At 47.3% G+C, this 14,932-nt stretch carries 16 protein-coding genes and 1 rRNA gene; 7 read left to right on the top strand and 10 right to left on the bottom strand.

All coding sequences use genetic code 11. From position 1 onward, the window contains the following. A 16S ribosomal RNA gene (locus ACFVS2_RS18105) occupies positions 1-89 on the bottom strand; the annotation flags it as partial. Between the two features lie 411 nt (positions 90-500). On the opposite strand from ACFVS2_RS18105, the gene ACFVS2_RS18100 reads away from it, so the two are divergent. Further along, entirely contained in the window at positions 501-782 is a 282-nt protein-coding gene (locus tag ACFVS2_RS18100) for a hypothetical protein (RefSeq protein WP_007720859.1), read from the top strand. Between the two features lie 67 nt (positions 783-849). Here ACFVS2_RS18100 and ACFVS2_RS18095 read toward each other — a convergent pair whose 3' ends face one another. From ACFVS2_RS18095 to ACFVS2_RS18085, 3 genes are read right to left on the bottom strand one after another with little or no spacing between them, the layout of a single operon-like run. Next, positions 850-1,626, bottom strand: a complete 777-nt coding sequence (locus ACFVS2_RS18095; RefSeq protein WP_173618447.1) for a fumarylacetoacetate hydrolase family protein — start codon at positions 1,624-1,626, stop codon at positions 850-852. A 43-nt stretch (positions 1,627-1,669) separates the two neighbouring features. After that, complete coding sequence (thiI, locus tag ACFVS2_RS18090; RefSeq protein ID WP_173618448.1) at positions 1,670-2,869, bottom strand: tRNA uracil 4-sulfurtransferase ThiI; 1,200 nt, start codon at positions 2,867-2,869, stop codon at positions 1,670-1,672. Between the two features lie 25 nt (positions 2,870-2,894). Further along, positions 2,895-4,064, bottom strand: a complete 1,170-nt coding sequence (locus ACFVS2_RS18085; RefSeq protein ID WP_390236208.1) for a cysteine desulfurase family protein — start codon at positions 4,062-4,064, stop codon at positions 2,895-2,897. Positions 4,065-4,340: 276 nt separating this feature from the next. Between ACFVS2_RS18085 and ACFVS2_RS18080 the strand changes: the two genes are divergently transcribed. Beyond that, positions 4,341-4,487: a hypothetical protein gene (locus ACFVS2_RS18080; protein WP_017250402.1), complete on the top strand. Its 147-nt coding sequence runs from the start codon at positions 4,341-4,343 to the stop codon at positions 4,485-4,487. A 113-nt stretch (positions 4,488-4,600) separates the two neighbouring features. On the opposite strand, the gene dapF is transcribed toward ACFVS2_RS18080, so the two are convergent. Continuing rightward, positions 4,601-5,461 (bottom strand): diaminopimelate epimerase, encoded by an 861-nt coding sequence (gene dapF, locus ACFVS2_RS18075; RefSeq protein WP_173618451.1) that lies wholly within the window; start codon positions 5,459-5,461, stop codon positions 4,601-4,603. Between the two features lie 141 nt (positions 5,462-5,602). Here dapF and ACFVS2_RS18070 point away from each other — a divergent pair, with 141 nt between their 5' ends. Continuing rightward, complete coding sequence (locus ACFVS2_RS18070; protein ID WP_173618452.1) at positions 5,603-6,133, top strand: DUF84 family protein; 531 nt, start codon at positions 5,603-5,605, stop codon at positions 6,131-6,133. Between the two features lie 65 nt (positions 6,134-6,198). On the opposite strand, the gene ACFVS2_RS18065 is transcribed toward ACFVS2_RS18070, so the two are convergent. Further along, positions 6,199-6,780, bottom strand: coding sequence for a DUF456 domain-containing protein (locus ACFVS2_RS18065; RefSeq protein ID WP_390236206.1), 582 nt, complete (start codon positions 6,778-6,780; stop codon positions 6,199-6,201). A 97-nt stretch (positions 6,781-6,877) separates the two neighbouring features. On the opposite strand from ACFVS2_RS18065, the gene ACFVS2_RS18060 reads away from it, so the two are divergent. After that, entirely contained in the window at positions 6,878-7,468 is a 591-nt protein-coding gene (locus ACFVS2_RS18060) for a 5' nucleotidase, NT5C type (RefSeq protein WP_390236204.1), read from the top strand. Positions 7,469-7,525: 57 nt separating this feature from the next. Here the strand turns inward: ACFVS2_RS18060 and ACFVS2_RS18055 are convergent, their stop codons facing one another. After that, entirely contained in the window at positions 7,526-7,750 is a 225-nt protein-coding gene (locus tag ACFVS2_RS18055; RefSeq protein WP_007720868.1) for a DUF1540 domain-containing protein, read from the bottom strand. Between the two features lie 52 nt (positions 7,751-7,802). Here ACFVS2_RS18055 and ACFVS2_RS18050 point away from each other — a divergent pair, with 52 nt between their 5' ends. Beyond that, positions 7,803-8,633 carry an SDR family NAD(P)-dependent oxidoreductase gene (locus ACFVS2_RS18050; protein WP_173618454.1) on the top strand — a complete coding sequence of 277 codons (831 nt, stop codon included), beginning with the start codon at positions 7,803-7,805 and terminating at the stop codon, positions 8,631-8,633. Here the strand turns inward: ACFVS2_RS18050 and ACFVS2_RS18045 are convergent. Continuing rightward, a complete protein-coding gene (locus ACFVS2_RS18045) occupies positions 8,610-9,866 on the bottom strand; it encodes an MFS transporter (protein WP_390236201.1) in 1,257 nt (418 codons plus the stop codon). The genes ACFVS2_RS18050 and ACFVS2_RS18045 overlap by 24 nt on opposite strands. 147 nt (positions 9,867-10,013) lie before the next feature. Then, positions 10,014-11,222, bottom strand: coding sequence for an MFS transporter (locus tag ACFVS2_RS18040; protein WP_173618456.1), 1,209 nt, complete (start codon positions 11,220-11,222; stop codon positions 10,014-10,016). 164 nt (positions 11,223-11,386) lie between these two features. Between ACFVS2_RS18040 and ACFVS2_RS18035 the strand changes: the two genes are divergently transcribed. After that, entirely contained in the window at positions 11,387-12,121 is a 735-nt protein-coding gene (locus ACFVS2_RS18035; protein WP_390236199.1) for a helix-turn-helix domain-containing protein, read from the top strand. Continuing rightward, entirely contained in the window at positions 12,093-13,412 is a 1,320-nt protein-coding gene (locus tag ACFVS2_RS18030; protein ID WP_390236197.1) for an MFS transporter, read from the top strand. Before ACFVS2_RS18035 ends, ACFVS2_RS18030 begins: the two co-directional genes overlap by 29 nt. 70 nt (positions 13,413-13,482) lie before the next feature. Here ACFVS2_RS18030 and ACFVS2_RS18025 read toward each other — a convergent pair whose 3' ends face one another. Then, a complete protein-coding gene (locus ACFVS2_RS18025; RefSeq protein WP_390236195.1) occupies positions 13,483-14,919 on the bottom strand; it encodes a serine hydrolase domain-containing protein in 1,437 nt (478 codons plus the stop codon). Positions 14,920-14,932: the final 13 nt, after the last annotated feature.

The following is a 14,932-nucleotide window of genomic DNA, read 5'->3' as shown; positions in this document are numbered from 1 at the left end:
CCGCTAGCCTCCGAAGAGACTCGCTCGACTTGCATGTATTAGGCACGCCGCCAGCGTTCGTCCTGAGCCAGGATCAAACTCTCCAATAAAGTTTGTTACTGGTTCAAAGCTGGCAAATCATTTAATGATAGACTCATTAACGCTTTCGCTGTTCAGTTTTCAAAGAGCACTCTGTGTCATTCGCCCGAAGGCGACTTTTCGATCTTATCATATCGCAACCGTTTTTGCAAGAGGTTTTTTTAACCATTCAGCTTCGTTCAGCAGCGACAAGATCTAATATAACAAAATCACCAGGTATAAGTCAAGTATTTCTCTCACTTTTTTATCAGTGATTTTTTATGTGTATTGATTGTTTCGAGCAGAATTTAAATATAAATGAAACAAGTGACGGAGTCAATAGGAAAAACGAATAGCGATTCTCTTTTTATTTCACACTATAACCGCTAGGTGTTTAAGCTGCGTAACCGTGAAGTACCCAACAAATAAACGGCGGTGTTACTATGGATCCAAAACCAACCTATGAAGAATACGAAAACGACAATTACAGTGAATTATCTACTGTAGAGTCGCAGCGCAATGAAATCCTTCAGGAAGAATTCCCCGAGGGGCCATTTGGAGCTGCCACCAACGAAACTCGCTTAGGGAAAGCAACGGGCTGGGAGCCCGGACAACATTCCACCACCACTCGATTCACTTACGAAACACGGCAGATGCATCAAGACCTTCCTCGACAAGACCCATCCGCGCATCCCATTCATGATGATCCGAACAAAGAAGAATAAAATAAAAAACCAAGCCCCCACTTCACACAAGCAGGGGGCTTGGTCAATCTTATCAAAGAATGTATGACTACTCTTCAGCGACTACATGCGTCGTTAAGGTTCCGATCCCTTCAATAGTTACCGAAATTTCATCACCTGGAACAAGCTCACCTACACCAGATGGAGTCCCGGTTAAAATAACATCACCAGGACGAAGCGTCATAACCGCAGATACAGCCTCGATCAGCTGCGGAATCGAAAAAATCAATTGGTCAGTGCGAGCATCCTGACGCACTTCCCCGTTTACTCGTGTCACGATACGCAAGTTATGATAATCCAGTTTAGCCGCAATAGCAGGTCCAAGAGGACAAAACGTATCAAAGCCTTTTGCCCGTGTCCATTGCCCATCGCTCATCTGCAGATCGCGCGCGGTCACATCAATCGCACAAGTGAATCCCAAAATATAATCGTCTGCATCCGCAGCCTTGATCTTCTTGGCCTCTTTCTTAATCACCACGGCGAGTTCGCCTTCATAATGAAGGTTCTGCGTCAGCTTTGGATAGACGATGGGTTCACCAGGTCCAATGACAGTTGTGGAAGGCTTCAAAAACATCAACGGTTCTTTTGGCAGGTCAATCCCCATCTCAGCCGCATGGTCCCGGTAATTCAATCCGATGCATACGACCTTGCTTGGATCACTTGGTGCCTTCAACGTGACCTCATCCAAAGGTAGTTCTAGACCCGTCATGATCGGTTTTGCTGTATGGATTTTGTAAATATCCCCTTCAATCACGCGTACTTTGTGATCCTCTTCCACCATCCAGCCATGCTTCACCTTACCATTGCGCTCATAACGGATTATCATGCTTCCTTCTCCCCCGTGTCGCGATTTTCTCTATGACTTGTATTTAGAACAGGTCAGTTGTCGTTTCTTTTGGCTTCGTTGTAATCTCTTCTATTTCAGTTCGCGCTACAGCATCCTCCACTAACGCTTCTACATCCAGCGCTTCCTCAAATTTTGCGGCGAGGCGAGGCTTCGGTCGTGTCACAGGATTTTTCGGTGTAAACACTGTGCAGCAGTCTTCATACGGCAAAATAGACAGCTCGTACGTATCGATTTGGCGAGAAATGTCCACAATGTCTACCTTGTCCATAGCGACGAGTGGTCGCAGGATCGGAATCGAAATCACCTTGTTGATCGTGTCCATGCTTTCCAAGGTTTGCGACGCCACTTGACCGAGGCTTTCTCCTGTTGCAAGTGCCTTGGCATTGGTATTTTCCGCAACACGCTCCGAAATGCGCATCATGAAGCGACGCATGATGGTGATCAAATAGTCTTCTGGACATTTTTCACGAATAGCTGTCTGAATCTCAGTAAACGGCACGACGTGGAGACGAACAGTTCCTCCCCATTTCGTCAGCTTATGAGCCAAGTCACGCACTTTTTGCAAAGCACGCTCGCTCGTAAACGGATAGCTGTGGAAGTGGATCGCTTCAAGCGTCACACCACGCTTCAGCATCATCCAGCCAGCGACAGGACTGTCGATTCCCCCAGATAGAAGCAGCAGTACTTTTCCGCTCACCCCAACTGGCAAGCCACCTAGTCCCCGGATGGTTTCACAGCTAATGTAAGTACCCTCTGTGCGAATTTCTACATTCACGATGGTATCTGGCTCGTGCAAGTCTACACTAATCGCTGGCAGTGCGCGCAAGATATGCGTTGCCACCATTCGATTCACTTCCATAGAAGGAATCGGATAGCGTTTATCCGCACGACGAGAAACCACGCGGAACGTACGCGGTTGTGGATTCAATTGACGAACCAACTCCAGCGCTTTTTCCTTGATCGTTTCAATATCAGGATCTACCTGGATCGTCGGACTAAAGGAAGAAATACCAAAAACGCGCTTCAATCGTTCCATAACCGCATAAGCGTCCTCACCGTGCAGCTCCACATACATCCGACCGTAATTGCGTCGAACTTTTACTTTAAAAAACGAGCGCAGTACGTTTCTCACACTTTTTACAAGTGCCTCTTCGAATTGATCGCGGTTTTTCCCTTTAAGCGCCAACTCACCATAACGAATTAAAATAACATCGTAGTTCATGTTTATCTCCTTTTAGTTGTCCACACTATTTTCTTTGAGCGGGGGCAGGTTGTTGTTTTATATAGGTACGAAGCACACTGACGCATTCCTCTAACGCCTTCAAAAACTGCTGAATGTCCTCCGCTATATTTTCACGGCCCAGACTGATCCGCAGAGACGACAATGCGCAATCCCGCTCGATGCCAATCGCAGTCAAAACTCTGCTTGGCTCATTGACTTTGGATGAGCATGCGGACTTAGTGGATATCAGAAAGCCTTTATCCTCCAAAGCATGCAACAGGACTTCTGCTTTTACTCCTGGTACTGACAAGTTCATAATATGGGGAGCCGTATTCGCTTCCGGGGTATTGACTATGCAACCTTCAATCGTTGCAATCCCTTCCCGAAGCAGTTGATTCAATGTTTGCAGCCTGATCATCTCCACGCTGCCCAGTTCTTCTAGAATCCGGATTGCTTTTGCCATACCAGCGATGGCTGGGAGGTTTTCCGTTCCTGAGCGAACACCGCCTTCTTGACCGCCACCCATCATCAACGGGTGAATGATCAAGCCTTCTCGTTTATACAAAATGCCGACTCCTCTGGGGCCGTAAAACTTGTGAGCAGAGACGCTCAACAGATCAATCCCTGAATCCTTGATGCGCAAAGGAACTTTCCCAATTCCTTGGACAGCATCGACGTGAAACAAGACTTTCGGGAATTGCTTCAACCATTGTCCGATTTCCAAGATCGGTTGAATGGTTCCCAGCTCGTTGTTCACATGCATAACCGAAACGAGAATCGTATCCGGACGCATTGCTTTCTGAACAGCTTCTACCGATACACGACCTTCGTTATCTACCGGCAGATACGTCACAGTAAACCCTAGGCCTTCCAACTGTTTGCAAACATCGTAAACAGCCGGATGCTCTACCTGCGTCGTAATAATATGTTTCCCTCTGTTTTGATATTGAAAGGCTATACCCTTGATCGCCGTATTATTGCTCTCCGTACCACCTGAAGTAAAAATAACTTCACTTTCTTTACAGCCCAAATACTGAGCGGCAACCTTTCGCGCCTGCTTCAGTACATTTTCCGCCTCTACTCCTTTTTGATGCAAAGAAGACGGATTTCCATAGTAGCTTTCCATCGCGCGTCTAACGGTTTCAATCACTTGAGGATGAGGCCGGGTAGTCGCACTGTTGTCCAAGTAAATCACCAGTACACACCTTCCTAAGGGCAAGATGCCCGAATACTACGCTTCATCATAACATGACTTTTCGTAAAGAACATACAAAGTATTACACTTCTCGACCTTATTTTTCCCCGATTGCGTTGCTCTCAAAAGACCAAATCAGACAATCTGAACAACCGTTCACAGACTATTCACGAATAAAGCGCTTACATCCAAATATAGGCTATTTACATTGTTTTGGCCTTTCGTTAGAATAGTCAATAAATTTAGATAAAAAACGACAACAAGGAGAGAACCACCATGACAGCACAAGCTATGCAAGAAGAAATCAAGAAGATGGAAGCAGAATTGAAAAGACTGCAAGCGGAACTGGCGAAGATGAACAAAAATACCCCTCAGTACGATCGCACAGATGTCGCATACCTAAATGAGGTGTACAACGCGTGACGCTCATTCGAATTCTATAGCGTGGTGACGGCATGAAGGATTCGCCGTGACCACGCTATTTTTTGTGAAAAAACCGCTCCTGTCGATTTCGACGGAACGGTTTTGGCTTGCTGTTATTTAAATGGGAGCTCCCCCAAATACTTACCAGAAAAAACTTCAGTAGCCGGACCCGTCATATAGACGCGGTTATCCGCTTCCTTCCATTCAATAAAGAGATCTCCTCCTGCCAGGTGAACAGTGACTTTTCTACCGGTCTTTCCACTCAAGTGGGCAGCTACTGCAGCAGCGCAAGCTCCTGTCCCACAGGCAAGCGTGACACCTGATCCCCTCTCCCATACACGGAAGAGAATTTCCTCCTGATTCAATATTTGGATAAATTCGACATTAGTGCGTTCAGGAAACCATTCATGATACTCGATCATTGGCCCGTAGTGACGAACATCTTCTTCCTTCACTTCATCCACGAAAAGGATGGCATGAGGATTGCCCATCGAAACAGCAGTCATCGTAAACGCAGTTCCACCGACTTCGATTACTTCTTCTCTCACTTGCTCTTCAGGAATACCTGTCATTGGAATTGCTGCTCGCTCAAAACGAGGCTCTCCCATATCTATTGTTACTTGATCGACCTTACCGTCTGTTCCAAGCGATACGACAGGAGTAACGGTCCCACCCAATGTCTCCACGGTAAACGTTGTTTGCTGAGTCAAACCGTGATCGTATACGTACTTGCTCACACAGCGCAAGCCGTTTCCGCAATTTTTTGCTTCGCTGCCATCATTGTTAAATACCCGCATGCGAAAGTCTGCTCGCTCAGATGGCATAATGAGGATCAGTCCATCGCCCCCAATGCCAAAATTCCGATCGCTCACCCTTCTAGCCAATTCGGGTAAATCTACACCCGACAAGTCTTCCTCCAAACAGTTGACGTAAACGTAATCATTACCCAAGCCATGCAGCTTTGTAAATTTCATCGTCCACTCCTCTTTCTCTTTCGTATGCTAGGTCTGACTCTTTTCTATGCATTATCTTATCACAACCTAGAGAATCGCGGTCGAATCAAAAGGTGGTATACTACGACTAGCATCGATGATGGAAAGAGGTGGAACCAGCCGTTGGATTATCATATTTTCCGCTATGCGCTCGGAACGAAAAATGAAGCAAAGCGTCTCGCTGTACAGAAAGCAACCGGAACGGAGCCATTCTGCTTATCTGTCCCCTCGGGTGTAGCGGCTCAGCCGATGAGTGAAGAAGAAACGATTACAGGAGCGATCAATCGAGCAAAAGCTGCACGTAGTCAAACCCCAGAAGCAGACATTGGGCTAGGCTTGGAAGGCGGGCTTATGTACGATGAGCAGTTTACAAAACAGTGGTATTTGATTTCCATCTGCGCAGCCTGGAATGGAAGTGAGCTATTTATTGGAAAAGGATTGGCTTTTCCTATCCCGAATCAAGCCGTTCACCGAATCCAGCAGGAGCAAATTGAGCTCAGTACCATCATAGATGAATGGGGGAAAACCGTCGGCAGTAATCATCGCGGCGGCGCCTATTCCCTGTTAACGGATAATCGCGTACGTCGTTCCGATGTGTTTTGTGACGCCGTTATCGCAGCAATTACGCCTTTCGTCTCCTCTTTATACAAATAGCAGTGGTGCAACATAAAAAACCTCTCCGGCTGAATGAACCGGAGAGGTTTTGCGGTTTGATACTTTTAGCGAGCCGTATAGAACGGGTAGATGACTAATGCACCCAAAATGGCAATAGCACCTACGATCATCGCCCAAGCTCCCAGCGTCTTCGAGTTGCGTCGATACGCCAGGTAGCCAAGCACCATACCAATTGGAGCCACCAAGTACGGCATAAGAAACAGGGACAGGATCGATAAGCCCAAGCCAGTCATCCCGATACCGCTGGCCCCATTTTCCCGGTTGTCCTCGTCTGTGTCGATCTCACTGGCAGCACGACTGGTCGGAAACGGCTCGGCGATTTCCGCCGCCGCCTCGATGTCGTCATCTCTGACTTTGGCGACCGGTGAACGATCCTCTCTTGTCAGGACAACGCCATCCAAACGCTCCGAAAAGTCGTTTCGCTCCTCATCCAGCTCGCCTGTATAGCGCTCTGTCAAGGAATGGGGGTCATAGTGAATCCTGCGCCTCGACCGCTCTTCCTCTTCGTCAAAGACGGCCTGTGTCCAAGTATTCGCTGTAAACTCCCTGTCGTGCTGATCAACCGTCTCGGAAAAACCGGTATCTTCCTTCCGCTTCGCATCATTACGTTCGTGTCGATCCAACATAGCATGCTCAGCCCCTTTTTTGGTAAAGGATTAATTAAGTGAAGGAAGTAGCCTTATTGTCTGCCTACGTTGTACAATTTAAACGGGAGGCGAGAGAATGAAACCAGACAAAATCCTAACCATTGGCATTGATATTGACGGTACAGTCACATCACCTAGCAGTATTGTTCCGTTGATGAATGAAAGCTTTGGAAGAGATTTACGATATGAAGATTGTGTGGAGTACAATTTAGCCAACGTGTATCAAATCACGGATGCAGAGTTTGAAATGTGGCTGGAACAAAACGGGGAGCGCCTTTATGATGGTGCACCTGTTCACGGAATTGCCGATCAGGTTTTGCGCGATTGGTTTACCTCCCACAAGCTGGTATATATAAGTGCTCGTGAGGATCGTCATCGCGATGTGACCTTACAATGGTTTGCTCGCTACAATATCCCTCACCATGAGGTGGATTTGATTGGGAGCCACGACAAGCTGTCAGCTGCTCGCAAATGGGGCGTGGACCTTTTTTTGGAGGATCGTCTGGAGAACGCTTTGCAACTGTCAGAAGCCCTGCAAATTCCCGTGTTCTTGTTTGACACTCCATATAATCAAGCTTCCCTTCCCCCGCTTGTCCATCGAGTCACTTCTTGGGAAGAGGTTGCCCAAAAGGTCAACGAGCTTTTTCCGGCCACGACAAGCGTATAGGTCAATAGCAAAAAGACGTATCACCATTGAGGGATACGTCCTTTTTGCGCCGAAGCGTTATTTCTTTTCGGATGTCTTCGGCTTGAACGTCAGACAACAGGTCTCAGACGATGTCTTTGCCTGATCCTGATGCTGCGTGTTTTGACCGTACTCGCCTGCGAATTCTTCTTTCAGGTTTACGGTGGCGTGTGCGTCAATTTCTACCATGATCTCTTCGGCGTTGCAAAGGTTGCCCTGCGCCCAGTACTCACAGTTTGCTACAGAACATTTTACAGCTGGCATGTGCATTCACCCCCTAGAGGCTAGCCTTCACAACAACTCGGGGGCTTATACTTTGCCATTTACAGTGGAAATCAAAACTCTACACAAGAAAGAAGTGGATGACATGTCGACTCCCCGTATTGTCGTCATCACCGGGGCTTCTGGTGGTCTTGGTCTAGCTTTGACACGACTTCATTTGGAAAAAGGAGATTGTGTCATTGCCACGAGTCGCAAAGCCATCAATGAGAAGCTCATTTCGTTACAAAACGCTTATCCGAATCATCTCCAGCATTACCCGTTAGACGTCAGCAACAACGAAGACATTCGGCAGTTCGCTGCATGGGTGCACATCCGCTTCGAACGTTGCGATTTTCTTTACAACAATGCCGGGATGGCCGTCTTTGAACCGCTGATCGAAATGCGCGTAGAGGCGTTGGAAGAAACACTGCGAACGAATATTTCCGGTGTTCTCTACACGACCCGTGCCTTTTTGCCGATGATGCTTCAACAAAAGCAAGGTCATATCATCACGGTTGCCTCACTTGCAGGACAGGTCGCAACAGCCAAAGCTGCGGTGTATGCAGCCAGCAAAGCAGCTGTCATCCGCTTTAGTGAAGGTTTGCGCCACGAACTGCAAGGCACTGGAATTGCTGTGACGTGTGCGATGCCAGGGCCGATCGACACACCCTTTTTGGATAAGGCAGACAAAACGGGTAGTTATCGCAGCAAAGTGAGTCGGTATTTGTTGACACCGGAACAAACGGCAAAGGCCATTTATCGAGCGGCGGAAGCAAAGCGTCCGGAGGTTGCCATGCCATTTCGATTGCATGCGCTCTCCCGCATTTACTTTCTATTGCCTCCGTGGCTAAAACACCTCGTCTCACCTCTCCTCAATCGGAAGTGATGCGGAATCCTCCAAGTTTTTCAATGCTCCGAATGCAATAAGGCCGAAAATGATACATACGGCTGCTCCGGCTCCAATGATCCCTTGAACACCCAAGAAGGGTATGAGGAAGCCAGAGACAGCCGCTCCCGCCGGCATTCCTGTCCCCGTAATCGTGCGAACACTGGTCAATACCCGCCCCAAGAGAGCATCGGGCACCTGCTTTTGCAGATAGCTCCTATACATGATGTTATAAGGAGCAAAGCAAAAGCCCGCCACCACCATCGAAGCCATCGCGATCTCCACCCTCGAGAATAATGCGATCGGCAAGGTGGTCAATCCCCACGCCACGATAATCCCCGCTAGTGTCGATCCCAACGGAAGTTTCCATGTAACCGTCGAGAAAAACAGAGAGCCTAGTAATGCCCCGACTGCCAAAGAAGACCACAGCATCCCTAATGCAACAGATCCTCCTGCCAAATCCTGATTCGCATACAAGGGTAGTGCAATTTCAATGGGACCGTACGACATGTTAAACAAAAACGTAAAGAAGACAAGAATAACCAATTGCTTGCGTCCAAATATGTAGCGATACCCTGTCCGCATGTCACTCAAGAGAGAACGAAAGAACACTCCCATTTGACCTTTTGCAATCTCGGTAGGATTCGCACTTTTCGTAAGCTCACGCGGCAACCGGGAGAAGCAGAAGGCACATACAAAAAAGCTGACCGCATCGATCAACAGAACATAAGCTTCACCAATAACCCCGATTAAAACACCCGCGAGTGCAGGTCCAAACATATAAACAATTTGCCATTGCGTTTCCATCACGCCATTCGCTTTGACCAATTGATTTTTGTCCGAGACGATTCTCGGCAACAATGTCTGCGCCCCAGCTGTGCTCAGCGGAGAAAGGATTCCTGCAATCACAATCAGCACGTATATCACAAATAGCGGAACTTGATCGACCTGCAATAATGCGACTAACGCTATAAAAATTAGTCCTCTCGCCACATTGTCCATCATGATGAGCTTGCGTCGATCAAACCGATCCAGCAAAACTCCCGCTACTAACCCAGCAAATACAGCAGGTAGCATATACGCAAGAACAACCCCACCCATTGCAGCAGGTGAGCCTGTTTTATTCATGACAAACCAAGTCAAGCCCATCCAGCCAAACTGATCCCCCAGACTAGATAAGAACATCCCCAGCCAATACCAGCGAAATGAACGCTGCCGCCATAATTCCTTCATGCTGCATCTTCCTTTTTCTCTATTTTTCCATTCATTGTATAATTAGATTCATACTTTTTCAATAATTATATTTATTAAATCTAAAAGTTTCATTTTGTATAAAAAAGAGCCTCTGCTCCAAATAAGCAGAGGAATCTCTCATGAGTCTCACTGTACATCCGCGATCTTTTGCAACTTACGACGGCTCCAAAGCCACAGAAGTCCTGCTGCAATCCCAAAGAAACCAAGCCACACGGAGACAGCGGCACTGCCAATCTGCTCCGCACTGAATCCGAGAATCAAGCAGCTCGCAGAAAAGCTTCCCATAGTCGCCATTTCCCGAATGGAAAAAACACGAGCCAAATAAGCAGGATCAGATAATTGTTGCAGCTTCGTTACAGACAATATCGATGAGCTAAACTGAGCCGTTGATGCAAAGAGGATGGCGATTGCCAATCCAAGTAGTGGTTTCGCATGAAACACGGCGATAATCGAGCATCCCATCGCAACGAGTGCCCAGCCTTGGACACGCCACGTTCCCTTTTCACTCAGGCTGTCAGACAGCTTATTCACCGCAATCCCAGCGATCACACCCCCGAGGCCCAGCGGAATATCCAGGAGTCCGAATACATACAAGCCCTCTCCCCGTTCCGTAAGAACATAGTACATCAGCATAATGTAATAAGCGCCACATACCCTTTCCGCCATCTGATAGCCGATCACACTGCCAATTTCCCGATGTTTACCGATGTAACGGAAGCCCTCTTTTAGCCTTTCTATAAAAGGTACAGCCGCTTTCGATACAACATTGTTGGCGATATACGGAAGCGGAAGCAAGATGAACAGCGACAACAAATAACAGGCGGCATCCAGCAAAAAGTTGTATCGGTAGGAGAACAAGTAAACCAGAACTGCTGCCACACCCTGACAAATAATAATGAGAAACGAAGTCGTCCCCTGCAAAAGGGAATTGGCAGCCAGCCTATCCTTTTCCGCCACGGATTGTACGATCGCTACTTGCATGGCTGGTTGGAAAAAAGCACTACAAATATTGACCAGAATCAATAACAAAAAAGCCACCCATAAGTAGGTCGCAGATGTGATAAAGAAAAACAAACTGACGAGAATGCCGCGAAGCAAATTGACGACAATCATGACTCGCCGTTTATCCCAATTCTCCACAAGCGTCCCTGCGAAAAAGCTGGCAAATACATAGGGGATCATGCGAAATACAGTACCTGCCGCAAATGAAAGGCCCGATCCACTTAAATCATGTAAAAGTCCAACGACCGCAATAAATGTAAATTCATTTCCGATGATGTGTACAATGTGGGCCGTATACAAACGGCGAAAGACGGGATGTTGTAAGATCGCCACAGGAATGCACCCTCTCACCGTTTTCAATATTGTAGCATTTGTCGAAAAATAGGCGCAATTCATTCTTGCGAAGTGTTACGTTTTGTTGATACAATACGTTCAAATAAAACTGAACGTCTAAAAATAGCAAAACATTCACGTTCAGTGAAACGAGGTTGATCGACTTGAAACGATACGTAGTTGTGGAAACTTTGGATCAATTAAAAGCTGTCAGCGATTCCTTGCGCCTACAGATCATCACAATGCTGGTCAAGGAGGAATCCACAGGCAAGCAGCTCGCGACTCTTCTCTCCCTTTCTCCCTCTAAAGTGCATTATCACCTGAAGGAATTGGAAAGCCACGGCTTCGTTGAGGTCGTGCGTACGGAAGAAAAGAACGGGATCGTGCAAAAGTTTTATCGGGCTGTTGCTTATGACTTCAAGGTTAGTGATGATTTGCTGCCTTCCCTGCGCGAAGACAGTATCCTGTTGCAGGAAACGATGATAAATCACCTGCGCTCCGGTATGAATCGCCTGTATAACGCACCAGACGAGTCATTCATGCTCTTTTCGGATCAAGAGGATCGTCCTCCTGCAATTGCAGCTAGCTCCGAAGTGAGAGCACCTCGAAAAGAAATATTTGCTTGGCTCACTAAATATAAGGCTTTACTTGAGGAGCTATCCGAAATGGAAGATCGCTACTTAGAGAGGATTGCTGCTGGAGAAGTAGAGGATACGGTTGAAAACTTTTACATGGTCACGGTCGGGTTCATGACGAATGAACGTTACTACGTCGCAGAAGACGATTCCTTGCCAGATAACTATGAGCACCTACAGTCTGAATTCAAGCATTACACCAGCAAGATTGTCGTGAAGAAAAAGAAGGAGGAAAATGGAGATGATCACTCTGGCGACAAATAATTCCCTGTGGAAAAATGGATCGTTTGTCCGGTTATGGAGCGGCACTTTATTTTCGGCAATGGCTGACGGAGCTTTCTTCATCCTGCTCAACTGGTATATCGTGAATGCCATGGGCTCAGGAGCAATCCTAGGCACGACTTTGATTTGTCTGTCCATCCCCCGTCTCCTCTTTATGCTGGCGGGCGGGGTGGCTGCTGATCGTTTGAATCGAAAATGGATTATGTTTTCCTCCCTTTTGGTTAGAGGAATTATTTTAGCCTGCTTCAGTTTGCTTATGCTTCAAGGAAATAGCGACTGGTTCCCAGTGAGCCTGTACGTCATGGCAGCTTTATTCGGAACAGTCGATGCATTTTTTTGGCCAGCACGCAGCTCGATTCTGCCCTCTCTTGTCTCTCGAGAACAACTTGCACCAGCTAACAGCTTAATGGAACTATGCCATCAGATTAGCATGGTTGCCGGACCGGTAGTTACTGCCTTATTAATTGGAACCGTTAGTTATCCGATCATGTTTATGATCTTGGCATGCACCTTCTTCGTAGGAACACTCTTTGTACTCTCTCTCCATTCACACTCATACACCAAAGATACGCCTTCAGAGTCTACAACAGAATCAAGGGCAAGCTCCTATTTCAAAGATATCGTGGGAGGAATTCGTTTTACGTATTCAATCCCGATCCTCGCACTTATTTTAACAACATCACTGTTCACCAACATGATGTTCTCCGGCCCAGTTAACATGATCATTCCCATTCATGTAAATGACCTCGGATGGGACGGGAGTGCTTTTAGTTCACTCAGTACCTCACTTGGAGTGGGCATGATTGTCGGCGGTATTTTGACTGCATTGTTTAAAGGATTCCGTGGAAAATTTATGTTACTCCCTGTCATTCTCGGATGTATGGGAGTTGGAATCAGCTCGTATTATTTCATTGAGGAGCTTTCCTTTGGTCTTGTCTCTCATTTTCTCATTGGAATGGCACTCAGTATGACGAATATTCCGTTTATCACCTACATTCAAAGTATCGTCCCTGCCAACATGCTCGGTCGTGTCATGTCATTGCTTTCCTTGATGTCCGTCGGCTTCGGGCCAGTCAGCTATGCACTGTGCTCCTTTCTTCTCGCCAAAAACATCACAACACCGGGGCTTCTATTACTCTTTGGCGGTATCACCTTTGTAAGTATCAGCCTTAGCCTGTTCTTTTTCCGCTCGTTCCGGAAAATGGAGCAGCACCCGAACTGGAAGCGACCTATGGTAGAGGAGCAGCAGCTTCCTGCCACCCTCTCTTCTTAAATCTCTTCTATATAATAGAAAAAACGCGCACCTCGCAAGCATGAGCTCTTGCAGGTACGCGTTTTGCTATTTATGCGGTTTGTTCTTTTTCAGCAAAGACCTTTATCAGCTGACGAGCACCAAAGCCCATCCGTGTGACTACTCCTGCCTCATCTCGTACAAAGCGGATAAACGCATCGGTTTCTCCACGTTTCATGACGAAGCTGTCTTCTCCCACTGATCGAAGCGGAATGTTCGTTCCGTTACTCTTTGCTACTAGCTCATTTTCTTCGATTTCAACCGATACGATCGCCCCTTCGGAAGAGCGATACTCGCCTGTAAATGCAGGGAGTGCTTCTACAGCCAGCTCATAATCCGGATATTGGAACGGTACCGTATCCGTAGAACGTCCGTTGCTCGCATTCAAAATACCATGCATCAAATCTGCCATTGGCCCGCCATCTGTGTTCATCAGGATGGCTCCTGTCAGGCCCCGCTCCGGGAAAACAAAAATTTGTGCCGCAACTCCCTTGATCGCTCCACCGTGCTCAATGAGTGTTCCATCATGGCAATTGGCTACAAACAATCCATAGCCATATGCTTGAAACGGAGAAATCGGGAAATGAGGCGCTATCATGGCCTGAACACTCTCCGGTGAGAGCAAGCGATTCTCGCCTACCAATCCACCCGTTCTGAATATTTCGGTATAGCGCAATAGGTCGTGAATCGTCGATTTTAGAAAACCAGCGGAGCGCATCGATGGTGAATCCCACCACGAGGGGGAACGGTGTACCTCACCGCCATCCTTTGGACTTTTTCGGGTAAACAAGGTAGCCACCTCTGCTCCCTCTGGCAAATCTTCGACGAGAAAGGCACTGTTCTTCATCCCGGCAGGCTCCAAAATATGGTCATGCACAAACTGCTCGTAAGATATCCCACTCACTCGTTCAATAATCAGACCGAGCATGGCATAACTGTCGTTGGAGTAGCTAAACTCCGTTCCAGGCGCACCTAGAAACTCGTAATCCAGCTTGCCGATGTAGGCCATGAATTCTTCTTTTGTATTGATCTCTTCCACTTTATCTAGATCAAACTCAAGACCGGAGCTAGAGGACTTAACGTCCCCACCCTTCAGAATACTTCTTTTCATCGCACCAGCTAATGTATCCAAAGGAGGGAATCCGGCCGTATGTGTCATCAAATGATGGATCGTGATCTCCCGGGTATAAGCTTCATTTGGTGTGCGGAGTTCGGGGAGATACTTGACGACAGGATCATGTACAGAGAGCTTTCCTGCATCCTGAAGCTGCATGATCGCCACGCATGTAAAAGACTTGGTCGCGGATCCGATGCCAAACACCGTATCAGGGGTTAATGCTTTTGCATCCTCTGTGTTGTCTGCCAAACCGAAGCCACGGAAATACCCCAGCTCTCCTTGCTCTGCCAATCCGACCGCTGTTCCTGTTACTTTTGCCTCTGCAAGCAGCTTTTGCGCGTATTCCTCAAACGATTGTACCCAATCCGCCATGCTCCTTCTCCCC

The organism is Brevibacillus sp. NPDC058079 (assembly GCF_042885155.1).
In the GTDB taxonomy this organism is placed as follows: Bacteria; Bacillota; Bacilli; order Brevibacillales; family Brevibacillaceae; genus Brevibacillus.
The sequence above is the reverse complement of the archived record's forward strand: the minus strand, read 5'-3'. Positions and strand labels throughout refer to the sequence as shown.